Here is a 21,749-nt window from a genome sequence, read left to right on the forward strand (position 1 = left end):
CCCGCCACTCACTCCAGCGGGGGCCGGTCACGGTAGGCCCTGCAGGCCAGCGCCAGCCTCGCCAGGTGAGACGCACTTCGCGCCTGCATCTTCTGCATCAGGTTGCCCCGGTGGATCTCCACCGTCCGGACACTGACATCCAGATCCCGGGCGATCAGCTTGTTGGGCTTTCCGTCCAGCAACCCGTCCAGAACCTGTCGCTCCCTTGGGGTCAACTGGGTCAGCCGGGCCTCGATCTCTTCCCGCCGGCCCTGGTCCTCCCGTTGTGCCGCGTCCAGCTCAAGCCCCTGGCCCACGGCACTGAGCAGGGCCTCGTCATCAAATGGCTTTTCCAGGAAGTCCAGGGCCCCCTCGTTCACCGCTTTGACCGCCATCGGGATATCGCCGTGCCCGGTAATAAAGACCACCGGCATCCTCACCCCCCGCTCGTGAAGGGTCGTCTGCAGCGTCAGCCCATCCATGTCCGGCAACCGCACACCAGCACCAGACACCCGCTGTCATCAGGCGTGACGCCCTGCAGCAGCCCGGCGGCATCCTCGTAGGCGCGGACGGTTATGCCCTCGGTGATCAGCAGCAGGCTCACCGCCTCCCGGATGTCGTCATCATCATCCACCAGATGAACGGTCGGTCTGCGCGTGACCATGGCTTGCCTCCAATGGCAGTGTGAAACGGAACTCGGCCCCACCGGCATTCCCGTTGCGCGCCGTGAATGCGCCGCCGTGTGATTCGACGATCGAGCGGCAGAGCGCCAGCCCGATGCCCATCCCGCCCCGCTTGAAACTGGTGAAGGGTTCAAACAGGCGGGACAGGTGCTCGGGCGGGATACCCGGTCCGTTATCACTGACCTGTAGCACCAGCTCCTGGCGCCGCCGGTACACTGACAAGCGAATCCTTGCATCCGGACGCCCCGCCAGCACCTCTCCCGCGTTCCGGAGCAGGTTCACCAGAACCTGCTCGACCTGGATGGGGGCCACCGCCACCGGCGGTAGCTCGGGCGCGACGTTCACCTGCAGTGCCACCCCCCGTTGCCCCAGTTCACGCCGCATCAGCGCTTCCGCGTTCCGGACCCACTCCGCGGGGCTGCACGACTGCCTGTCCGGCGCCTCCCGACTGGCAAAGGTGCGGATCTGGCGCACCGTCTCCGAGGCCCGCCGGGCGTTGTCTTCCAGCCGCTCCAGGGCATCGGCGGCCGCCTCCGGCTCACCGCGCTGCAACAACCGGCGCCCGGCCTGTGCGTAGGTGGTCAGGGCACACAGCGGCTGGTTCAGTTCGTGGGCCAGGGTGGCGGACAACTGCCCCATCAGGTTGATCCGCCCGGCACGGGCGAGGCTTTCCAGGTGATCCCGGGCGCGCGACTCCGCCGCCTCCCGCTCCGACCGGATCGCTGTCAGCGATAACCCGGTGATCACCAGCAGGCCCAGCTGCGCATTCAGGGCAAGCAGGCTGTGCTCCAACCCCAGCGCGGCGAAGGGTCCGTACCCAAGCCCCGTCGCCGTGAGCGCCAGTGCGCCGGACAGACCGATCAGGCCGGTGGTGATCTGCACCGGGCACTGCAACGCCGCGAACATGATCAGCGGAAAGGCGAGGTAGGACAGCGGGAGCGCAACCGCCAGTGAAAGCGGCACCAGGTAGACCACGACCGAGGTGGCGATTATGCCGATAATCAGCGTGCCGCCGACCCGATAATCGTGGCCCGGCGGCAGCAGGAACCGCCCACCCATCAGGGCGAACAAAAGCGGCGCGATCAGGGCGAGCCCCATCAAGTCCGCCGCCCAGCAGACCCACCAGGTGGTGGCAAAGGCGGCCTGTTCGGAGCCGGCCGCAATGCCGTAGGCCCCGACCACGGCATTCAGCCCGGAACTGACGCCGCCACCGGCCACCAGGAACACCCCCAGGTCGCGCAGGTGGGCGAGCCGAGGGTCGAACCGCCAACGCCGCAGCAGGCCGGCCCCCAGTGCGGTGGCCGCCACCGTGGCCGCCACGCTGACCACCCGCTCCAGCGGTGGCGCCATGTCGCCGGTGAACAGGATGGCGATCAGCCCCGCCCCCACGGCGACGGCCGGCAGCAAGCGGTACCCGTACAGAAACACGAAGACCAGGCCAACGCCGGTCGCCGGCCAGACCAGCGGGATACCCAGCGCATCGGGCGTGAAGACGAAGCCCCAGGCCCCCACCCCGACATAGAGCACTACCAGGGCCGTACTGAGCAGCAGCACCCGTGCCATGGATGGCGCGGTGGCGACCGCCCTGCTCTGCGGATCGGGTATGGCGTGCCCTGCTGAGTGACTCACCGGTGAAAGGCCCTGTCCGTATCAGTACTGATGCGTGGTACTGACAGTATGTACGGCAGCGGCCATCCGGGGTAATGCGTGAAACCCCGTAGTTCCGGCGGGATGCCACTCAGACCGTTGGAGGCGTCGGCATCAGGCCGGTTGTTCCCGCGTCCGGCGGCTCAGACCGAGCAACCAGAAGGCAGCCAGGCCGAGCACCGCCGCCAGCGAGATCAGGTAGGGCCCCCAACCGAAGCCGTGGTAGATGAACCCGGGCAGGAACGAGCCCACCGTACCGCCGGCGTAGTAGAAGGCGATATAGAGGCCGTTGACCACGCCGCGATGCTCCCCGGCGCGCTTGTTGAGATAGCCCGGCGCCAGGGAGTGGATCAGGAACATGCCCCCGCAGAAGACAAACATCCCGAGGAAGATCAGCCACACCGGATGGGCAAAGAAAAACGCCAGGGAGCCGGCGAAGATCAGCGTCCCCAGCAGCATGGTGTTCACCTGGCCGCCGATCCGGTCCGCGATCTTCAGCGACAACAGCGAGGTGACCACACCCATCAGGTAACCGGAGTACATCAGCGCAATGCCGGTCTCGTTCATGCCGCTGCCCAGTTCCACCAGCCGGAAGGGCAGGAAGTTGAGCAGCGAGGCAAAGACGTAAAAAGCGCAGAAGATGACCCCGTACAGACGCAGGAAGCTGGGCTGGCGCAGCACCTCCGCCACGGTGCCCAGGCGCAGCTTCTGGAAGCTGACCGGCGGGTCGGCATCCAGCCGGCGCAGCAGCAGCGCACAGACAGTCAGCGCGACCCCGAGGAAAAGGAACGACCAGCGCCAACCGAACTCCGTGGAGATAACCCCGGAGACCGCCCGACCGAGAAACCCGCCCATCACCGTCGCGGCCACGTAGAAGGCCATCACCCGCGAGATCCGGCTTTGCTCCGCGCTGGCCGACAGGTAGGTCATCAGCGAGGTGAGGATCGCCGGGATCATCAGCCCCTGCAACAGGCGCAGGAACAGGAAGAGTTCGAAGTGCTGGACGAAGAAGATGGCGTATTCGGTGACCGCCAGCAGCGCCGTGGCACCGATGAGCAGTCGCTTGGCGGAAAAGCGCTGAAGCACGAACCCGTAGGCCACCGGCGCGATGGCCAGTGGCAGCAGGGTCACGGTGATGAGCAGCGAGGCACGCGGCTCACTGACCGAGAAGGCCTCCTGCAGCACCGGCAGCAGCGGCTGCGGTGCGTAGATCGCGGAGAAGGCCAGCAGGGTGCAGTAGACGGCGATCAGCAGCTGGGTGATGCGCAAGGGTCATCGGCTCCTTACGCATCACCGGCCACGACCCGCCGGCGGGCCGCGGCAAAGTCCATCATCCGCCCCAGCGAGACCCGCGCCCGCTCGGCGACCGCCTCATCCACGTGGATCTCATTGTCACCCTCTTCCAGCACCCGGAGCAGGCTGCGCAGGCCGTTCATGGCCATCCACGGGCAGTGGGCGCAGCTGGAGCAGGTGGCACCGCGCCCGGCGGTGGGGGCCTTGAGCAGTTCCTTTTCCGGGGCGGCTTCGAGCATCTTGTGGAAGATGCCGGCGTCGGTGGCCACGATGAACTGCTTTTCATCCCGCGTGGTGACCGCCTCCAACAGCTTGGAGGTGGAGCCCACCACGTCCGCCTGTTCCACCACGGCACGGGGGGACTCCGGGTGCACCAGCACCAGCGCCTCGGGGTGCTCGGCGCGAAGCTGCTCCAGCTCCAGGCCCTTGAACTCCTCGTGCACGATGCAGCTGCCGTCCCAGAGGATCATGTCCGCACCGGTCTCCCGCTGCAGGTAATCCCCCAGGTGCTTGTCCGGGCCCCAGAGCAGCTTCTCGCCCTTTGCCTTCAGGTGGTTGATGATGTCCAGCGCGATGCTGGAGGTGACCACCCAGTCAGCGCGCGCCTTCACGGCGGCGGAGGTGTTGGCATACACCACCACGGTGCGATCCGGGTACTGGTCGCACCAGGCGGCGAACTCGTCCGGGGGACAGCCCTCGTCCAGCGAGCAGGTGGCCTCCAGGTCGGGCATGAGCACGCGCTTTTCCGGGGTGAGGATCTTCGCCGTCTCGCCCATGAATCGCACCCCGGCCACTACCAGCGTGGAGGCCTCGTGCTCGGCACCGAAGCGGGCCATGTCCAGGGAGTCGGAGACGTAGCCACCCGTCCGGTCGGCCAGTATTTGCAGATCCGGGTCGGTGTAGTAGTGCGCGACCAGCACGGCGTCGCGCTCGCGCAGCAGTTCGGCGATGCGCGCCATCAACCGTTCGCGCTCGTCACCGCCGACCCCGTCCGCGGCCCGTTGCGGCTGCTCGCGGAAGTGCTGAGGGCGTTCCATACGGATGGCCTGCGCATTGCTCATAAAATCCACCTCCGGCCCCGGGGCCGCCTTGCCTACTTGATGATCCGCACCTCGCCCGGGCTTTTCGCCCGGTAGAGGCGCGCAGGGCGGTGCTTGCCGCCGCTGTAACGCTTTCCGGTGTCCTCCAGGCAGTTCAGGGCCTGTAGGCGTTTACGGAAATTCCGCTTGTCCAGGCGTTCGCCCAGGATGGTCTCGTAAACACCCTGTAACGACGACAGGGTAAATTCCTCCGGCATGAACTGCAGGGCGATAGTGGAGTACTCCAGCTTCCCCACCAGTCGCCGTCGGGCCGCACCCACGATCTGCCGGTGATCGAAGGCCAGCGGCGGCAACTCGTCCTCCGGGAACCAGTCCAACCGCTCCACCCCGCCGCGAACGTGCAGCCGGTCGTAGGGGACCAGCGCATAATAGGCCACGGAGAGCACCCGGCCGCGGGGGTCACGCCCCGGCTGGCCGAAGGTGTAGAGCTGTTCCAGGTACACGCCCTGGATGCCGGTCTTCTCCAGCAACACGCGCTGGGCGCAGTCGTCCAGCGCCTCGCCCTCGTCGAGCAACCCGCCCGGCAGGCACCACAACCCCGCGTAGGGGGCGGTGACCCGCCTGACAAGCAGCACGCTGAGGCGACCCTCGTAGATGGTGAAGATCACCACATCGGCGCTGACGGCGGCGTTGGTTCTCGGGGCAATCTGCATGTTCTTGGCTAGTGTGACAAGGAAAGAAACTTAGTGTTCCTTTAACACTATGTCAATCCGTGCGTGCCGGTTGCTCAGTCCACCACCGGAACCAGCCCATACTCCCGCTCGACGATCAGGGCCACCCAGTCCAGCGGGCTGAAGGGCATCCCGGCCAGCACGCCGGCCCCCACGGCCATGGCGGCTGTAACCAGGGTCGGCCATAGCAGCCAGCTGTGGGTCTCGCCCCGGCCCAGGTCGCGCTCTTGCGGCCATTGCGCCGGAGGCTCCCGGAACCAGATCCGGTGGAGCACCGGCAGAAAGTAGGCGGCATTCAGCAGCGTGCTGGCCACCAGCACGGCAATGAAGGCAGGCATGCCCGCCTCCACCATGCCGATGCCCAGGTGCCACTTGCTGATAAAGCCGGCCAGCGGGGGCGCGCCGATCATGCCGAAGGCCCCCAGGGTGAAGGCGGTCATGGTCAGGGGCATGCGTCGCCCGGTGCCGTCCAGGTCCTGGATCTTGTGCACGCCGAGGGTCTCGGCCACGCTGCCCGCGCAGAAGAACAGGGTGATCTTCATCAGGCCCTGGTGTACCAGGTGCACCAGCCCGCCCACGGTCGCCACCGGCCCGGCCACCGCCACCCCGAGGGTGATATAGGACACCTGGCTGACGGTGGAGAAGGCGAGCCGGCGCTTGATGTCGTCCTGGGCCAGGGCCCGCCACGACCCGTAAAGGATGGTGACCGAGGCGAGCAGTGCCAGCGGCACGCCCACCCCCAGGTCGAGCACCACGTCCACGCCATAGAGGTCCTGCACCAGACGCACGATGCCAAACGCCCCCGCTTTTACCACCGCCACCGCGTGCAGCAGCGCGGAGACTGGGGCCGGCGCCACCATCGCCGTGGGCAGCCAGCCGTGCAGCGGCACCAGCGCCGCCTTTACGCCAATCCCCAGCGCCATCATCCAGAAAAAGACGGTCAGCGGCAGCGCCTGGCCGGGTAACACCTCACCCACCACGCCGCCGGGCTGGAACTCCTGGAGCCCGGTGAGCAGGTAGAACCCGACCATGCCGGGCAACAGGACCAACCCCGCACCGAGGGTGTAGCGCAAGTAGACCGCGCCACCGCGCATCGCCGCGTGGCTGCCCTTGTGAACGACCAGCGGCCAGGTGGATAGGGTGAGCAACTCGTAGAAGAGGAAGAAGGTGAACAGGTTGCCGGCGGTGGCGATGCCCATGGTCGCCGCCACGCAGAGGCTGAAGAAGCCGAAGAAACGCGCGCGGTGCGGCTGACCCTCCAGGTAGCCGATTGCGTAGATGGTGGTCAGCAACCAAAGCACCGCCGACAGCGATATGAACAGCATCGCCAGGGCGTCGGCGTGCAGCACGATGGCCGGCCCGTCCGGGATCACCGTCCAGTGGAAGTGGAAGTCGTGGCCGGACCAGACGCCCATCAGCATTACGCCGACCAGCGCCAGCTTGGCCAGCGCACCGGCGAGATTCATCGCCGTTCGCGCGCGGTTCCGGCGCTCGCCCAGCAGGAAGATCACCACCGCGGTGACCAGGGAGGTCATCATCACCCAGACGGGCATGGCGGTGTACAGCGCGCTCATGGCCCCCCCTCCGCGATGGAGAGCAGATCCAGCAGCGGTTCCGCCCCGAGCCCCAGCCCCACCGCGGCCAATGCCAGCAGCAGCGGCGGCAGGTTCAGCGCCGGTCCGAGGCGGTGGGCCCCTCTGGCCCCCTCGCCCGGTGCCGCTGCATGGCGCACGAAGATGCGCATGACCCGGAACAGGTAGGCCGCCGCCAGCAGCCCGCTCGCCATCACCAGCAGGGCCCAGAACCACTGGCCACCCTCCAGTGCCCCCTGCACCAGCAACCACTTGGCCACAAATCCGCCGGCCGGTGGCAGCCCCATCAGGCTCACGGCGGCCAGCCCGAAGGCGAACAGGCTCGGAGCCAGCACGCTGCCCAGCTCCCGCATCTCGGCCAGCCGGTCGTGCCCCACCACGATCATGATGTTCCCCGCCGCGAGGAAGAGCGCCGCCTTGGCCACCCCGTGGGCCAGGCCGTGGTAAACCACACCCTGCCAGGCGGCGAAACTGGCCGCCAGCGGGAAGATCAGCAGCAGATAGCCCAGTTGGGCGACGGTGGAGTAGGCGATCACCTGTTTCAGCCGCGTCTGCCGGAAGGCCCAGATCGACCCGAGCACCATGGCCGCACCGCCGATCAGCCCCAGCACCTGCCCGACCAGGGGGTCCAGCAGTTCCGGAAAGGCCCAGAGCCATACCCGCAGCACCAGGTAGACTGCTGCCTTCACCACCAGCGCGGAGAGGATGGCAGAGACGGGTGCCGGCGCGTTGCCGTGGGCCGGCGGCAGCCAGGCGTGCAGAGGGAACAGCGCGGCCTTGGCAAACAGCCCGGCAGTCATGAGCCCCGCCGCCAGGGCGGCATAGGGCTCACCGGCCAGTGCCGGCAGGCCATGCAGATGGAGGGTGCCGGCGCCGGCGTAGAGCAGCGCCACCCCGAGCAGCCAGGCCAGCGACCCCAGCAGCGCGAAGAGCAGGTACAGCAGCGAGGCGCGCAGGGCCTCCGCCTTGCCGGCCAGCGCCACCATGGGCACGGCCGCCAGGGTAACCAGCTCCAGCATCACGTACAGGTTGAACAGGTCCGCGGACAGGAACAGGCCGTTCAGTGAGGACCAGAGCAACCACCACATGGGCCAGTAATAACGGGCCCGGGCCTGATCACCGAACCAGGCCAGGGAATAGGGCACCACGGCCAGCATCACCACCGCGGTAAGCCAGAGCATCAGCAGCGCCAGCCCGTCGGCGTACAACTCGATACCCAGCGGCGCCGCCCAGCCACCCAGCGGGTGCACCAGGACACCGTCGGCCACCACCGCGCCGGTCAGCACCACCAGCGAGACGACGGTCCCCGCAGCACCGATCGCGAGCCACGCCCCCCGCCCCCGGCCATGGAACAGGTAGTCGGCCAGCGCTACCAGCAGCGGCCAGAAGATCGCCCAGACCGCCCCCGTCATCCGCCCTCGTCCTCCCTGCCCTCAAGGCTGACGCACCCGGTGTCCCGGTGGTAGCGCCGCAACAGCGCCAGGGCAAAGGCGGTGGCGCTGACCGCGATGACGATGCCGGTGAGCACCATGGCGTGGGGCACCGGGTCCGGCGGCTGACCGTCCCGCACCGCCCAGGCAATCAACAGCAGGAAGACCGCATTGCCGATCACATTCACGGCGAGAATGCGGCGCAGCAGGTGGGTCTGCACGAGCAATCCGTAAACGCCGATCCCGAACAGGGCCGCCGCGGTCAGAACGTAGAGCGGTACCTGGTCCATCACTCCCCTCCCCGGAGGCCGCCAGAGCCGCTGAACAACAGCGCCAGGGTGAGCGCAATCGAGAGCATCAGCGCGCTCTCCACCACCAGGATGATTGGATAGGACCAGCCGGCCGGATAGCTGAGCATGTAACCCTCGAAACCGAAGCCCAGGGCCCCGGCCACCGTAAACACCGCCAGCCCCAGCACCAGCAAGGCTCGCTCATGGAAGCTGCTGTTCATGGTGGGCCGGACACGCCCGGTGAGGCGCAGCAGCACCCCCAGCGCGGCTAGCACCGCACCGGCCTGAAAGGCGCCCCCGGGCGCCGAGGTGCCCGCCCACAGCAAATAGCCTGCCACCAGCACGATCAGCGGCACCAGCAGCGCCAGCAACGGCGCCACCAGCACCGGCTCACGCAACCCCGGGCGCTGCCAGGGGCCCGGCCCGGAGGCGCGCAGCGGCTCAGCCACCACCCGGGCCCCGAGCAGCGCCAGCAGCAGCACCCCCAGCTCCATGAGGGTGTCGTAGGCACGAAAGACCAGCAACACGCCGGTAACGGGGTTGTCCACCGCGAGGTCGTCCATGCGCGCCAGGGCCTCCCGCCCAGCGGGCGTCTCCACCCCTGGCACGGTCAACAGCACCCAGGCCAGCACGCCGAAGGCCAGGGCGCAGAGCACCGCGATAAGGCCTGCCAGCGGCCGCGACACCCGGGGCTCCGGCAGGCGCTGCTCGTGGCGCGCCAGCAGCGCCCGGTAGGCCGAGAGCAGCAATGCCCCGGTCAGGCCGGCACCGATGGCCGCCTCGGCCAACGCCAGGTCGGGCGCGGCCAGGCGCGCCCAGCAGAGGCTCATGAACAAACCGAAGACGATGAACATCACCACCGACCGGAACACGCGGGGGGCACTCACCGCCTGCCAGGCCAGCCAGAGCAGACCCAGCACCAGCAGGCTGTCCAGCCACCAGTCCATCATGGCTCGGCCCGCTCCCTGCCCCCCTGCTCGCGGAGGGCGTAGCGGGCAATGAGATGGCAGGAGACGGTGCCGGCCAACAGCGCCAGGGCCCAGATCACGGCCAGCTTGAGGGCCGTCCAGGGACTGCCGGCGAGGATCGCCAGCCCGAGAACCAGCAGGCCAAGCCCGACGTTATCGGCCTTGGTCAGGGCGTGCAGCCGGGAGAAAACGCCGGGAAAACGCAGCAGGCCGACGGTGCCGGCCAGGAAGAACCCCGAACCGACCGCGATGAGTGACCAGGCCACCACTGCTGCCACGTTCACTCCCGCTCCTCCGCCCGCCGGGGCAGGCGCACGAAGGCCACGCTGACCAGGGTGGCCAACAGCACGAACAATAGCGCGACGTCCCGCAGCGCGGGGAGGTTCATGGCCTCGGCCAGGATCAACAGGACGGCCACGGTGGTGGTACCGAACAGCTGGGCCGCCAGCATCCGGTCGGCGGGCGTGGGACCACGCCATACCCGGACCAGCCCTGTCAGCAGGTTAAGCATGAGAAAAACCGCCACCAGCAGCAGGGCCGTGTCCATCAACCACTCCCTCGACTAAAGCCGCAATGCGTATAGCCGCGCGATGTGTTGCTCCAGATCGTCGAGTTTGCCGTCCAGGCCCGGCGTCAGGGCGTGCACCACCAGCTCGTCGTCCACCAACTCGGCGCATAGCGTACCGGGCATCAGGCTGATCACGCTGACCAGTAGGCTGCGCGGTCCGCCGGGCGGCAGTCGCAACGGCCGCACGACCCACTGCGGCTCCAACGGCAGGGTCGGGCGCAAGGCGCGCCAGGCCACATCCACGCCGCCCCGCAGGGAGCGGTCCACGAAGAAGAGCACGAAGCCCGGCAGCGCGCGCCAGCTGACCCTGAGGAGGTCGGTCGGGGCCCACCACGCGCCGGCCAGTGCGGCGGCCGCCACCACCAGCAGGCCCAGCGGATCCCAGCCGGTGCCGGCGGTGAACACGGCCCAGAGTAACACGGCCGCCAGGCCCGCCCAGAACAAGCGGTAGGGCCGGAGCCGAGCCATACGCTCAGACCTCCGAACCCAGTTTCCGGGCCCGCGCCATGGTCGCCTCCGGGTCGCGCAGGGTGCGCGGCGGGCCACCCGCCTCCGGCCAGCCCTGGATGTGCTCCATGACCACACCTGCCAACATGTCGAGATGGTCCTCGCGGTCGTTCAGCGCCTTGATGTAGCTTAGCTTCTCGCCCCCGTGTTCCTCGAAGATCTCGGCATTCTCGCCTTCGATCTCCTCCAAGGTCTCCAGGCAGTCGGCCGAGAACCCGGGACAGATCACATCCAACCGCTTCAGGCCGGACTTGGCGAGCTTCTCCACCGTCTCGTCGGTGTAGGGCTGCAGCCACACCTCCTTGCCGAACAGCGACTGGAAGGTCACCTGCCAGGCGTCGTCCGGCAGCTCCAGCTTTTCCGCCACCAGCCGGGCGGTCTTTTGACACTGGCAGTGGTAGGGGTCGCCGTCCAGCAGGTAGCGGCGCGGGGTGCCGTGGAAGGAGAAGAGCATCTTCTCGCCGCGGCCGTGCTCCGCCCAATGCTCCTGGATACTGGCCGCCAACGCGTCGATGTAGCGCTCATCGTCGTGGTACTGGCCGATGAAGCGGAGCTCGGGCACCCAGCGCCAGCGCTTTAGCTCGTCCGCCACCGCATCGAAAGTGGAACCTGTGGTGGAGCCGGAGTACTGCGGGTAGAGGGGCAGCACCACGATACGCTCCGCCCCCTGGTCGCGCAGCTTCTGCAGCCCCGAGGCGATGGAGGGATTGCCATAACGCATGGCCAGCTCGGCCACCACGGGCCCGTCACAGTGCTCGCGCAACCGCTTGAGGATACCGTCGGTCTGCTTGTTACCGATCAGCAGCAGCGGTGACCCCTCGTCGGTCCAGACTTCCCGGTAGGCCTCGGCCGATTTCGCCGGACGGGTACGCAGGACAATGCCGTTGAGGATCAACCACCACAGCCATCGTGGCGCCTCCACCACCCGGGGGTCCCAGAGGAACTCGGCCAGATACCGGCGGAGCGCGGGGGTAGTCGGGGCATCCGGCGTCCCCAGGTTGGTTACCAGCACCCCGAGGCGCGGCTTATCGTCGTGCCGGAACCCTTTCCGGCCCTCGTACAGGGACTTGACGGTCAACTGCGACATGCAGAGAGGCTCCCATGCTGTGGTTGTCGGGAGAGACCATGATAGCAGCAGGCTATCAGAACCACTGTTGCCATTTACGATTGCCCCAATAGACAGTGACACCGGTGGCTACTGCAAGCGCAAGGGTAACAGGCAACTATGCATCAGCGAGAAACCCTTGACACAACGGGCTGAACCGATATGCAGATCGGGCTAGGGTAGTAGTGCTACCTAGGGAAGAGGCACTTGAAAACAATGAACAGACTGACAATCAAATATTGGCCCGGCCTGGCTGCCATAGTCGCCAGCGGCGCGCTGATCGCCGGATGCAACAGCGGCGGGAGCAGCAGCGACTCGGAGGGTGAGGCCACATTCTCGCTCGCCGTAACTGACGCCCCCGTCGACAAGGTTGACGGGGTATTCGTCAAGTTTTCCGAGGTCACCTTCAACCCACGGGATGGCGAGCCATTCACCGTCCCCGTCGAAAACCCTGACGCCATCAACCTGCTCGAACTCCAGGGTCCAGAGAGCGAACCGCTCGTCACGGATGAAACCATACCCGCAGGTACCTACAACTGGATCCGGCTCCACCTAGACGCTGATGAGGAGTCCGACATTCCATTGGCGGGCTCCGAGTGGTCTTTCATAGAAATCGACGGCGAGCGTGAGAACCTCTTCATCCCCTCCGGGGAACAGCGGGGGCTACAATTGAACATGCCCGGCGGCGAGACGATATCTGACGGCCAAAACCTCCGGTTGGTGATTGATATCGACCTGAGGAAATCACTGACGCTCACCGGCGATGATCGGTACATCCTGCGTCCGGTGCATCGGCTGGTCTCCTTGGACAACGTCGGCCACTTGACGGTACTTGCCGATCCAGCGCTCTGCGAAGACGAGACAGCGGATAATGCCACGCCTGCCACCTACGTCTATGAGGGCGAAACGGAGAACCTCGGTGACATCGGCAGCGACAATGCCCCGTTGACCACGGCCAATCGTGACGACGAGGCCGTTGAGGGACGATGGCAGTTCCGCGTAGGCTTCCTGGAACCGGATACCTACACCGTGGCCCTTGTCTGTAACGCCAGCGAAGATGACCCGGAAGAAGGCGGAAATGAGCTAATCATTGGCGCCCAGGGGTCGGTAGATGTATCCGGCGGGGATACGACCGACGAACTCGTCTTTGAGACGGAGCCGGATGACGATGACGACGTCGGCGAAGAAACCAGCGAGGATGAAGGAGAGCCGACAGAGGAGGTCTGAGCCGCAGCGTTAGTAACGGACAACACAGGCCATCGCCGCCAAGCCCCGTTACCGGCCCAGCCGGTGCGGGGCTTGCTGCTTACTCACCCCAGCCCCTCCGGCTTTTGCCGATCAGCGCGTTCGCGCATCGTCTGTACCAGGTGTTTGGCATCCGGCCGGCGCAGCAGGCTGGTGCGCAGGTGGGCCAGGGTTCCGTCGGTGAAGCCGAACATGGTGCCGGAGAGCGAGCGGCGGACGATGAACAGCTTGTCCAGATCGTAGACCCGCCAACCGCCACCGGGGGTGAAGGCCCTCAGCACCTCGAAGTGCTCACCGTCCTCGCGGGCCAGCGGCTGCTGGCTGCCATTCCAGACCAGCATCCCCACCAGGTAGACCACCAGCACGCCCAGAAACAGGTTCATGTAAAAGGCGCCCGGCTCGTCCGGGGTCAATCGCCCCTGGCTGATGCCGGCAGCAAGCAAGGCCGGGATCACCACCAACACCACGATACCCACCCAGCGGGTCACCGGGCTCATCCAGTATTCACGCACGATTCCACCTGCCGTTGTCCTGAGAGATGCCGATGATAACCCATGGCCGCACCCGGTTCCGAACGGCGACCCGAGACGCAAAAGGGCCACCGGGCGGGACAGCCATGCGCCATCCCATCCGGTGGCCCCGTTGTTACAGGGCCGGTCACGCGGGCGCATGCCCCGCCGGCGACCGGCTCAAGCCGCGATCACGGCAGCCACTGCTCCACGATGTCGCGGTTTTCCTCGACCCACTTCTTGGCGTTCTCGTAGGGGTCGCCGCCCTCCTCGTTCATGACCATCACCTCGGCCATGTGCTCAGGCTCCCAGTGGAACTTGTCGAGGATAGCGAAGGCGGTGGGGTGATCCTCTTCCAGGCCCTGCCGGACAATGGTGTGGATCTCTTCCTCACCCCCGTAGACGCCCTTCGGGTCCTCCAGGTATTTCAGGTCCCAGCGCCCCTCCTTCCAGTGGGGAGTCCAGCCGGTGACCACCACCCACTCCTCGCCGCGGATGGCGTCGCGCAGGGCCGCGGCCATGGTGGCCCCGGAACCGTCCACGAGGCGCAGATCCAGCCCATACTCATCAATCGCGGTCTCGGTGGTGCTCATGATGCCGGCACCCGGATCGATGCCGACAATGCGGCCATCGAAGCGATCGGCGTGGTCGTTCAGCTCCTCAATGGAGTCAATCTCCACATAAGCCGGCACAACCAGCCCGATTCGCGTACCAACCAGGTTCGGCCCCAGGTCTACTACCTGGTCGCGGGTCTGCTCCAGGTAGCTTTCATGGGTGGTGGGCAGCCAGGCGGCCACCATGGCGTCCTGGTCACCGCTGGCCACGGCCTGCCACATGGCCGCCGCACTGACAGAGGTGGTGCGCACGTCGTAGCCCGCCTCCTCGAGTACCACACGGACCACGTTGGTGCTGGCCACTTCGCTGTCCCACTCCACGTAGGGCATGTTGATGCGGCCCTCGGCCGCCGCGGACAGGGAGGTGACCATCAACGTGCCGGCCGCTGCCACGGCAAACAGACTGCTCAGCGATTTTCTCATAGCGCTCCACTCCTTTATGACGTGAACTAGCTCTTCTTGGCTTGCTTGCGACCCCGGCCAATCTTCTGGGTGACGCGATCGAGGATCATGGCCAGGATGACGATGGCGATGCCGGCTTCGAAGCCCATACCGGACTGCAGGCGCTGAATGGCGCGCCATACCTCGCCCCCCAGCCCGCCGGCGCCGATCATGGCCGCGATGACCACCATCGACAGGGCCAGCATGATGGTCTGGTTGATACCCGCCATGATGGTGGGCACGGCCAGCGGCAGCTGCACCTTGAACAGCTTCTGCCGTCGGGTGGCACCAAAGGCGTCCGCCGCCTCCACCAGCTCGGCGGGCACCTGCCGTATCCCCAGTGTAGTCAGCCGGATCGCCGGTGGCATGGAGAAGATCACCGTGGCAAACATGGCCGCCACCGGCCCCAGGCCGAAGAAGGGCACCGCCGGGATCAGGTAGACGAAGGCCGGCATGGTCTGCATGAAGTCCAGCACCGGCGTCATGACCCGGTGGGCACGCTCGGACAGGCCACCGAGTATGCCAATGGGCATGGCGATAGCCACCGCCACCGCCGTGGCGAACAGCACCAGGGTGAGGGTCTCCATGGTGGCCACCCACAGCTGCAGGTTCCACAGCAGCGCCAGCCCCAGGCCCGTGCCGATGGCCACCCGCCGACCGGCCAACAGCCAGGCCAGTGCCATGAAACCGAGGATCGCCACCCAGGGTGGCGGATAGGTCAGCGCTCCGACCACCACGTCCACGCCATCGCCCATGAAGCGGCTGATGGCGCGGGTCACCAGGGCGAACTTGTCGGTCAGCCAGTCCAGGCCGCTGTCAATCCAGTCGGCCAGCGGGATCTTGCCAATGATGGGAAATTCCTGGCTCATGAGGACTGCCCTCCCTTAACCTGCTCGCCCGCGGCGGCTGTCCCGCCCTCCTCTGGTGACGCGCTCTCGGAAGCGGCGGCATCATCCTGCCCGGGGTGCTCGGGGAGCACATCGGCGTCCTGGGTCTCGGCCAGGGCGGAAAGCACATTGCTCTTGACCACCGTGCCCAGCAGCTTGTCGTTCTCATCGACCACTGCCACGGGAATCCGGCTGTCGGCCAGCAGGGTGATCAGTTCGGCGATGGGGGCGTCCTCGCGGACCGTGCTGAACCCGGTGTCGAGGATACCGGTCAGGTCCTTGTCCCCGCGTTTGATGGCCGCGGCGCAGTCATCGGCCCAGACCACGCCCTTGACCCGGAAGTCGCGGGAGGTGACGAACACGCTGTAAAAGCTTTCCTCCTGCATCTTGTGCAGGGCGGTGCGCGGGCCGTCCGACTCGAAAGCCACCACCCGGGCCTTGCCCATGATCGCACCGGCGGTGAGCACCTGGGTTTTATCCACGTCCTCGACGAAGCGCTGCACGTAGCGGGAGGCCGGGTTGCTGAGGATCTCCTCCGGGGTGCCGATCTGCACTACCCCACCGGCCTTCATCAGCACGATGCGATCACCCAGCTTCAACGCCTCGTCCAGGTCGTGGGTGATGAACAGGATGGTCTTTTTCATCCGCGCCTGCAGGTCGACCAGCTCGTTCTGCATGTCACGGCGGATCAACGGGTCGAGGGCACTGAAAGCCTCGTCCATCAGCAGTATGTCCGGGTCCACCGCCAGCGCCCGGGCCAGGCCCACACGCTGCTGCATGCCGCCGGAGAGTTGGTTGGGGTAGGCGTCCTCCCACCCCTTCAGGCCCACCAGCTCCAGGGCGCGGCGGGCCTCGGCCTCGCGCTTGTCCTTGTCCATCCCCTGGATTTCGAGCCCGAACGCGGCGTTCTCCACAATACTGCGGTTGGGCAGCAGCGCGAAGTTCTGGAAGACCATGCCGAATTTGCGGCGACGCAGTTCGAAGAGCTTCTCGTCGCTGAACCCGACGATGTCCTCCCCGTCCACCTCGATGCTGCCTGCAGTGGGCTCGATGAGGCGGTTCACGCAGCGGATCAGGGTGGATTTTCCACTGCCCGAGAGGCCCATCACCACCAGGATTTCACCCTCATCCACGTCGAAGGAGACGTCGTTGAGGCCGACCGTCAATCCCAGTTTTTCGTGGATCTCTTCCGGGCTGACCCCATCGCGGAGCTGCTTCAGGCCCTCGTCGGGCCGGTCGCCGAACACTTTGGTGAGATTACGAACACGTATTCTGTGCAAACTGATTCGACTCCGAGTTGCCCCAAGTAGAAAAGTCTTTCTTATAGCCCATCCAATGGCGGATGGTAATACATTCAATCCTAGCAGACTGACGGGTTTTCTCGCGACCGCCCGACACGCCGGGACGGACCACTGGCCGTCCTCAGGCCGCCTCCTCATCCGCCGGCGGCGGCTTCACCCGGAACAGCCAGGTGTAGAGCGCCGGCACCAGGAACAGCGCCAACAGCGTGGCGAACAGCAGCCCGCCGATCATGCTCACCGCCATCACCCGGAACAGGGTATCGGTCAGCATCGGGGTCATGCCCAGCGCGGTGGTCAACGCGGTCATCGAGATGGGCGAGAGCCTGCCCACCGAGGCCTCCACCACCGCCTCGTAGTGGTCCATGCCCTTGTCGATGTACTGCTCGATCTGGTCCAGCAACACCACGCCGTTCTTGATCAGCATGCCCGATAACGCTATCAGCCCCAGCAGTGCCATGAAGCCGAAGGGCAAGCCGGTGAGCAGCAGCCCGGCGGTCACCCCGACGATGGCCAGCGGTATGGTGGAAAAGATGATCAGGGGCTGGCGCAGGCCGTTGAACAGCGCCACGGTGATCAGCACCATCAGCGCCAGGCTCACCGGCACCTTCGACAGCACCTCGGCCTCGCTGCGCTCGGCGGCCTCGTACTCGCCGCCCCACTCGAAGTGGTACCCCGGAGGCAGGTCGATGGCCTCGATCTCGGCGCGGACCCGGGCGTGCAGTTCGTGGGCCTCGATGTTTACCGGGTCCGCCTGCACGGTGAGCGTGGGCTGGCGGTGGCGGCGCCAGCGCAGGCTGTCCTCGCTGCCCACCCGCAGGTCTTCCAGCAGGTGGTCCAGCGGCAACGACCAGGGCTGCTCCATGGGCCAGACCTGCACCTGCCGCAGGTCGGACAGCGGCCCCCGCTCCTCCGGCGGCCGACGCAACCGGATGGGCAGGCGGTCGTCGCCCTCGCGGTACATGCCCATGGTGAGCCCGTCCTCGGCCCGCTGCAACGCCTGGCCGATGGCCTCGCGGGTCACCCCGGCGCGGCGCGCTGCCGCCTGGTCGATGACCGGCTCGAGCGTTTTCACCGGCTGACGCCAGTCGTGGCGGACGTACTTGGCCTCCGGGTCGGCCCGCAGGATGGCTTGCGCCTCCTCGGCCAACTCCCGCAGCACGGCCGGGTCCGGCCCGCGGAAGCGCGCCTCGATCTTGAACTTCTCCACCGAGGCCAGGCTGAAGGGCCTCATCCGCGGCTCTGCCTGCGGGAAGTGCTGTTGCAGGTACTCGTCGCCCCGGCGGACGATCTCCTCCACCTGGTCGGCACTCTGCAGCCGGATCAGCAACTGGCCGTAGCTCTGGTTGTGCAGCTCCGGCTCCATGGCCAGCACGATGCGGGGCGGGCCTTCGCCGATGAAGCTGGTCACCTGCTCCACCTCCGGCATGGCCTTGAAGTGCGCCTCGATACCGCGCAGGTCCTCCGCCACCTGCTCGACCCGGGCCCCTTCCGGCAGCCAGTAGTCCAGCATCACCTCGTCGCGGTCGGCATTGGGGAAGAAGCTCTGGTCCACGTAGCGGAAGCCCAGCGCCGCCAGCACCACGGTGGCGATCACCGCCACCACCACCAGCGGCCGGTGGCGCAGCACCGCATGCAGCCACTGCCGGTAACCCTGGTAAAACCGGCTCTGGTAGGGCTCCGTGGTCTGCCCACCCGGCTTGAACAGCAAAAAGCCCAGCAGCGGCACGATGGTCATGGCCGCCACCCAGCTCACCAGCAGCGATATGCCCACCACCTGGAACAGGCTGGCCACATACTCGCCGGTGTCGTCCTCGGCCAGAAAGATGGCCAGGAAGCCGAAGATACCCACCAGGGTCGCCCCCAGCAGCGGCAGCCCGCTCTCCCTCACCGCCTCACGGGCCGCCTGCAACCGCTCCACGCCTCGGCGGATCTTCACCTGCATCAGGTCGGCGGTGACGATGGCGTTATCCACCATCATGCCCAGGGAGATGATCATGGCCCCCACCGAGGCCCGGTGCAGGTCGATGCCGAAGACACGCATGAACACCAGGGTGGTGGCCACGGTGAGCAGCAGCGCCACCCCCACCATCAGACCGCTGCGCAGCCCGGTGAACAGGCAGAGCACGCCGAGCACGATCACCAGTGCGATCAGCACGTTGCGGATGAAGCCGCTGACCGCATCCTCGACGATCTGCGGTTGCCAGGCCACCACGCCAATGTCCATGCCCGCCGGGGTGAAGGGCGCCAGCTCGTCGAGCCGTTGCTGCACGGCGCGCCCCATCTCCACCACGTTACTGCCTTCCTGGTGGGACAGGGCGATGCCCACGGCCGGCTCGCCGTTGTAGCGCATCAGGGGCCGCGGCGGGGTTACCGGCGCGCGGTTCACCTCGGCGATGTCACCGAGCCGGACCAGCTCGCCCGCTTCCCCGCCGGGGATCAAAAAGTCGCGCAACTCGTCCAGGGTGTTGAAGGTGCCGCTGGGGATCAGCCGCAGGCGGCGGTCCTCCACGTTGGCCCAGCCGGCATCGCGCACCTGGGTCTGGTCGTAGAGCAGCGGCACCACCTGACCTGCCGCCAGCCCCAGGCTGGCGATGCGTGACTCGGACAGGTCCACGTAGACCGCCTCCGGCTGCTCGCCCCAGAGCATGCCGCGGGCCACGTGGTCGACGCCAAGCAGGTCGCGCTTCAGCTCATCGGCGTAGTCCTCCAGCCGGGCGCGTTCCACGCCCTCGCCGTGCACCGCCAGCACCACGCTGTAGACGTCACCGAAATCGTCCACCACGAGCGAGGGGTGGGCCCCTTCGGGCAGGCCGGCCTGGGCGTCGCCCACCTTCTGGCGCAACCGGTCCCAGATCTGCGGCAGGTCATCGGCACGGTAGCGCTGCTGGATCTCCACGTAGATGACCGACTCGCCGGCGCGGGAGAGGCTGCGTACGTGGTCCAGCTGGTCCAGGTCCTGGATCGCCCGTTCCAGCGGGTCGGTGACCTGCCGTTCCACCTCCTCGGGGGATGCCCCGGGGTACTGGGTGACCACCAGCGCCAGCTTGATGCTGAACTCCGGGTCCTCCAGCCAGCCCACGTTGTGGTAGGCCTGCCAGCCCATCACCACCAGCAACGCGGCCGCCACCAGGGTGGTAATACGGTGGCGTATCGCCAGCGCCGCCAGGTTCATCGGGAGGCCTCCACCTCCAGCGGTGTCACCCGCTGCCCCTCGCGCAGGAAGACCGCGCCAACGCTAACCACGCGGTCACCGACGTTCAGTGCCTCGGCGGCCAGCTGCAGCCGGTCGGCCTGCAGGCCGAGCACGGTCACCGGCACCGGCTCCAGGGTGTCGTCCTCGCGCAGCCGCCAGACCCGCGGCTCGTCCTCCCGGTCGTCCAGCGCCCCCATGGGCATCAGCCAGACGGAGTCCTCGTCGATCGCGGGCTGGAGCAGCACCCGGGCCCGCATGCCCGGGCTGGCCCCGTCCGGCGGCTCATCCAGGCGCAGCCGGATGCGCCAGGTCCCGGTAGCGGGGCTGGGGGTACTGGCGCGGTGGACCAGCCGGGCGCGGTGCAGCGCCTCGCCCAGCATCGGCAGCCGGACCTGCAGGGGGCCGGTCAGGGCTCCGCCCACGAGCAGCCGCTCGGGGATATCCACGGTGACATCCAGGCTGTCGGTGTTCTGAAACAGCACCACCGGCTGGCCCGCCTCCACCATCTGCCCCGGCTCTACCATCCGCTGCGCCAGCACGCCGTCCGTCGGGGCCTGCAAGCGGGTGTCCTGGAGGTTGTCGCGGGCGCTCTCCAGCTCCTGGCGGGTGCGCTCCACCCGGGCACTGGCCTGGGCCAGGGCGGCCCGGGCCTGGTCCAGTTGCAGTTCGGTCACCCCGGGGCCCTCGGCTGCGCGCCGGAGGCGGCGCTTTTCCGTTTCCGCCAGGCTGCGGGCCGCCTCGGCCTCGGCCAAGGCCTCCTTCAGGCCGTCCACCCGGCGCTGATAGTCGCGGGGGTCCATGCGGGCGAGCAGGTCACCGGCGCTGACCCGGTCACCTTCCGACAGGGGCAGTTCATCCACCGGGCCGGAGACGCGGAAGGCCAGCGGGGACTCGTCGTGGGCACGCAGCTGCCCGGGCAGGGTCACCAGCTCCAGGGCCGGCTGCAGTCGCGCCGGTTCCACGTACACGGGCCGGGGCAGGTCGCTGTGATCGGCCTCGGGCGCGTCGTCGCAGCCGACCAGCAGCAGCGCCAACCCCAAGGCCAGCAAGACCGGCAGGCGGGTAAGAAGGAATCGGTTGCGTCTCAAACTGCCCCCCTGGTCCCTGGTTCCTGATCCTTGGTCCCGGGGCCCTGGTACCGCCGGGATGAGGCTCCGGGTCGGTTATTCGCTACTGGCGGTCTCATCGCCCCGGAGGGCGGCCAGCAGGGTATGCCAGGACAAGGTCGCACACTTGGTCCGGCCTGGGAAGTTGCGCACCCCGGCCAGCACCGGCAGCTCGCCGGGCAGCGCGTCGCCCTCGCTTGCACGGTCGGTGAGCACGGTCTGGAGCCGGTGGAACAGCGCCTCCACCCCGGCCTCGTCCAGCCCGGTCACCGCATCCGTCATCATGGAGCTGGACGCCGTGCAAATGGCGCAGGCCTCGCCGGTGAAGCTCACCGCCTCCAGCCGGCCGTCCTCGCCCGTGCGCACGTAGACCCGGATACGATCGCCACACACGGGATTGTGTCCCTCCGCCCGATGGCTGCAGGGCTCCAACGGCGCATGGTTATGCGGATCGCGATTATGGGCAAGAACGGTCTTGCGGTAGAGGTCACTCAGCTCGGCCATGATCTCCCCAGCGACAAAAACTGCCATTATACCGAAGTCACCAGGACACCGGCCGCGGACAGAAAAATGCCCGGGTTCGGGGGACGAAACCCGGGCCAAACGGAGGTGGCAGCCAG

The 21,749-nt window shown here is 67.3% G+C and carries 22 protein-coding genes; 1 reads left to right on the plus strand and 21 read right to left on the minus strand.

What is annotated here, in order from left to right:
• Nucleotides 1-8: 8 nt before the first annotated feature.
• From DFR31_RS14040 to hemH, 14 genes are all read right to left on the minus strand, one after another.
• Nucleotides 9-461 carry a response regulator transcription factor gene (locus tag DFR31_RS14040; RefSeq protein ID WP_211328231.1) on the minus strand — a complete coding sequence of 151 codons (453 nt, stop codon included), beginning with the start codon at nucleotides 459-461 and terminating at the stop codon, nucleotides 9-11.
• A complete protein-coding gene (locus DFR31_RS13915; protein ID WP_211328232.1) occupies nucleotides 449-643 on the minus strand; it encodes a response regulator transcription factor in 195 nt (64 codons plus the stop codon). The genes DFR31_RS14040 and DFR31_RS13915 overlap by 13 nt, the downstream gene beginning before the upstream one ends.
• Nucleotides 606-2,291, minus strand: coding sequence for an ATP-binding protein (locus DFR31_RS04400; RefSeq protein ID WP_245971083.1), 1,686 nt, complete (start codon nucleotides 2,289-2,291; stop codon nucleotides 606-608). Before DFR31_RS04400 ends, DFR31_RS13915 begins: the two co-directional genes overlap by 38 nt.
• Before the next feature lie 132 nt (nucleotides 2,292-2,423).
• Nucleotides 2,424-3,578, minus strand: coding sequence for an MFS transporter (locus tag DFR31_RS04405; RefSeq protein WP_121441418.1), 1,155 nt, complete (start codon nucleotides 3,576-3,578; stop codon nucleotides 2,424-2,426).
• A 14-nt stretch (nucleotides 3,579-3,592) separates the two neighbouring features.
• Entirely contained in the window at nucleotides 3,593-4,663 is a 1,071-nt protein-coding gene (gene nadA, locus DFR31_RS04410; RefSeq protein WP_121441419.1) for a quinolinate synthase NadA, read from the minus strand.
• A gap of 32 nt (nucleotides 4,664-4,695) precedes the next feature.
• A complete protein-coding gene (locus DFR31_RS04415; protein ID WP_121441420.1) occupies nucleotides 4,696-5,355 on the minus strand; it encodes an NUDIX hydrolase in 660 nt (219 codons plus the stop codon).
• Nucleotides 5,356-5,429: 74 nt separating this feature from the next.
• Entirely contained in the window at nucleotides 5,430-6,947 is a 1,518-nt protein-coding gene (locus tag DFR31_RS04420) for a proton-conducting transporter transmembrane domain-containing protein (RefSeq protein WP_121441421.1), read from the minus strand.
• Nucleotides 6,944-8,377: a complex I subunit 5 family protein gene (locus tag DFR31_RS04425; RefSeq protein ID WP_121441422.1), complete on the minus strand. Its 1,434-nt coding sequence runs from the start codon at nucleotides 8,375-8,377 to the stop codon at nucleotides 6,944-6,946. Before DFR31_RS04425 ends, DFR31_RS04420 begins: the two co-directional genes overlap by 4 nt.
• Nucleotides 8,374-8,685, minus strand: a complete 312-nt coding sequence (locus DFR31_RS04430; RefSeq protein ID WP_121441423.1) for a sodium:proton antiporter — start codon at nucleotides 8,683-8,685, stop codon at nucleotides 8,374-8,376. The genes DFR31_RS04425 and DFR31_RS04430 overlap by 4 nt, the downstream gene beginning before the upstream one ends.
• Entirely contained in the window at nucleotides 8,685-9,635 is a 951-nt protein-coding gene (locus tag DFR31_RS04435; RefSeq protein WP_121441424.1) for a Na(+)/H(+) antiporter subunit B, read from the minus strand. The genes DFR31_RS04430 and DFR31_RS04435 overlap by 1 nt, the downstream gene beginning before the upstream one ends.
• The gene (locus DFR31_RS04440) at nucleotides 9,632-9,931 is read right to left on the minus strand and encodes a cation:proton antiporter (protein WP_121442171.1); all 300 of its coding nucleotides are present in this window, start codon (nucleotides 9,929-9,931) and stop codon (nucleotides 9,632-9,634) included. Before DFR31_RS04440 ends, DFR31_RS04435 begins: the two co-directional genes overlap by 4 nt.
• 2 nt (nucleotides 9,932-9,933) lie before the next feature.
• Complete coding sequence (locus DFR31_RS04445) at nucleotides 9,934-10,200, minus strand: MrpF/PhaF family protein (protein ID WP_121441425.1); 267 nt, start codon at nucleotides 10,198-10,200, stop codon at nucleotides 9,934-9,936.
• 15 nt (nucleotides 10,201-10,215) lie between these two features.
• The gene (locus DFR31_RS04450; protein ID WP_121441426.1) at nucleotides 10,216-10,689 is read right to left on the minus strand and encodes a Na+/H+ antiporter subunit E; all 474 of its coding nucleotides are present in this window, start codon (nucleotides 10,687-10,689) and stop codon (nucleotides 10,216-10,218) included.
• Between the two features lie 4 nt (nucleotides 10,690-10,693).
• Complete coding sequence (gene hemH, locus DFR31_RS04455) at nucleotides 10,694-11,815, minus strand: ferrochelatase (protein WP_121441427.1); 1,122 nt, start codon at nucleotides 11,813-11,815, stop codon at nucleotides 10,694-10,696.
• A 234-nt stretch (nucleotides 11,816-12,049) separates the two neighbouring features.
• Between hemH and DFR31_RS04460 the strand changes: the two genes are divergently transcribed.
• Nucleotides 12,050-13,060, plus strand: coding sequence for a DUF4382 domain-containing protein (locus tag DFR31_RS04460; RefSeq protein ID WP_121441428.1), 1,011 nt, complete (start codon nucleotides 12,050-12,052; stop codon nucleotides 13,058-13,060).
• Between the two features lie 83 nt (nucleotides 13,061-13,143).
• On the opposite strand, the gene DFR31_RS04465 is transcribed toward DFR31_RS04460, so the two are convergent.
• The 7 genes from DFR31_RS04465 to sufU form a co-directional block, all read right to left on the minus strand.
• Nucleotides 13,144-13,590, minus strand: coding sequence for a hypothetical protein (locus DFR31_RS04465; protein ID WP_147436939.1), 447 nt, complete (start codon nucleotides 13,588-13,590; stop codon nucleotides 13,144-13,146).
• Between the two features lie 188 nt (nucleotides 13,591-13,778).
• Entirely contained in the window at nucleotides 13,779-14,624 is an 846-nt protein-coding gene (locus tag DFR31_RS04470) for a glycine betaine ABC transporter substrate-binding protein (protein WP_121441430.1), read from the minus strand.
• A gap of 26 nt (nucleotides 14,625-14,650) precedes the next feature.
• Nucleotides 14,651-15,511 (minus strand): ABC transporter permease, encoded by an 861-nt coding sequence (locus DFR31_RS04475; protein ID WP_121441431.1) that lies wholly within the window; start codon nucleotides 15,509-15,511, stop codon nucleotides 14,651-14,653.
• Nucleotides 15,508-16,809, minus strand: coding sequence for a quaternary amine ABC transporter ATP-binding protein (locus DFR31_RS04480; RefSeq protein WP_121441432.1), 1,302 nt, complete (start codon nucleotides 16,807-16,809; stop codon nucleotides 15,508-15,510). The genes DFR31_RS04475 and DFR31_RS04480 overlap by 4 nt, the downstream gene beginning before the upstream one ends.
• Before the next feature lie 142 nt (nucleotides 16,810-16,951).
• Nucleotides 16,952-20,002, minus strand: coding sequence for an efflux RND transporter permease subunit (locus DFR31_RS04485; protein ID WP_121441433.1), 3,051 nt, complete (start codon nucleotides 20,000-20,002; stop codon nucleotides 16,952-16,954).
• Nucleotides 19,999-21,111: an efflux RND transporter periplasmic adaptor subunit gene (locus DFR31_RS04490; protein WP_170153592.1), complete on the minus strand. Its 1,113-nt coding sequence runs from the start codon at nucleotides 21,109-21,111 to the stop codon at nucleotides 19,999-20,001. The genes DFR31_RS04485 and DFR31_RS04490 overlap by 4 nt, the downstream gene beginning before the upstream one ends.
• 75 nt (nucleotides 21,112-21,186) lie before the next feature.
• Nucleotides 21,187-21,660, minus strand: a complete 474-nt coding sequence (gene sufU, locus DFR31_RS04495; protein ID WP_211328233.1) for a Fe-S cluster assembly sulfur transfer protein SufU — start codon at nucleotides 21,658-21,660, stop codon at nucleotides 21,187-21,189.
• Nucleotides 21,661-21,749 lie beyond the last annotated feature (89 nt).

The sequence above is a fragment of the Alkalispirillum mobile genome (genome assembly GCF_003664325.1).
GTDB classification, from domain to species: domain Bacteria; phylum Pseudomonadota; class Gammaproteobacteria; order Nitrococcales; family Halorhodospiraceae; genus Alkalilimnicola; species Alkalilimnicola mobilis.

Coding starts and splice junctions, on each gene's coding strand:
- DFR31_RS14040 (WP_211328231.1), bottom strand. CDS start 461: ATGGATGGGCTGACGCTGCAGACGACCCTTCACGAGCGGGGGGTGAGG.
- nadA (WP_121441419.1), bottom strand. CDS start 4,663: ATGAGCAATGCGCAGGCCATCCGTATGGAACGCCCTCAGCACTTCCGC.
- hemH (WP_121441427.1), bottom strand. CDS start 11,815: ATGTCGCAGTTGACCGTCAAGTCCCTGTACGAGGGCCGGAAAGGGTTC.
- sufU (WP_211328233.1), bottom strand. CDS start 21,660: ATGGCAGTTTTTGTCGCTGGGGAGATCATGGCCGAGCTGAGTGACCTC.
- DFR31_RS04430 (WP_121441423.1), bottom strand. CDS start 8,685: ATGGACCAGGTACCGCTCTACGTTCTGACCGCGGCGGCCCTGTTCGGG.
- DFR31_RS13915 (WP_211328232.1), bottom strand. CDS start 643: ATGGTCACGCGCAGACCGACCGTTCATCTGGTGGATGATGATGACGAC.
- DFR31_RS04475 (WP_121441431.1), bottom strand. CDS start 15,511: ATGAGCCAGGAATTTCCCATCATTGGCAAGATCCCGCTGGCCGACTGG.
- DFR31_RS04470 (WP_121441430.1), bottom strand. CDS start 14,624: ATGAGAAAATCGCTGAGCAGTCTGTTTGCCGTGGCAGCGGCCGGCACG.
- DFR31_RS04420 (WP_121441421.1), bottom strand. CDS start 6,947: ATGAGCGCGCTGTACACCGCCATGCCCGTCTGGGTGATGATGACCTCC.
- DFR31_RS04485 (WP_121441433.1), bottom strand. CDS start 20,002: ATGAACCTGGCGGCGCTGGCGATACGCCACCGTATTACCACCCTGGTG.
- DFR31_RS04435 (WP_121441424.1), bottom strand. CDS start 9,635: ATGATGGACTGGTGGCTGGACAGCCTGCTGGTGCTGGGTCTGCTCTGG.
- DFR31_RS04415 (WP_121441420.1), bottom strand. CDS start 5,355: ATGCAGATTGCCCCGAGAACCAACGCCGCCGTCAGCGCCGATGTGGTG.
- DFR31_RS04425 (WP_121441422.1), bottom strand. CDS start 8,377: ATGACGGGGGCGGTCTGGGCGATCTTCTGGCCGCTGCTGGTAGCGCTG.
- DFR31_RS04450 (WP_121441426.1), bottom strand. CDS start 10,689: ATGGCTCGGCTCCGGCCCTACCGCTTGTTCTGGGCGGGCCTGGCGGCC.
- DFR31_RS04445 (WP_121441425.1), bottom strand. CDS start 10,200: ATGGACACGGCCCTGCTGCTGGTGGCGGTTTTTCTCATGCTTAACCTG.
- DFR31_RS04460 (WP_121441428.1), top strand. CDS start 12,050: ATGAACAGACTGACAATCAAATATTGGCCCGGCCTGGCTGCCATAGTC.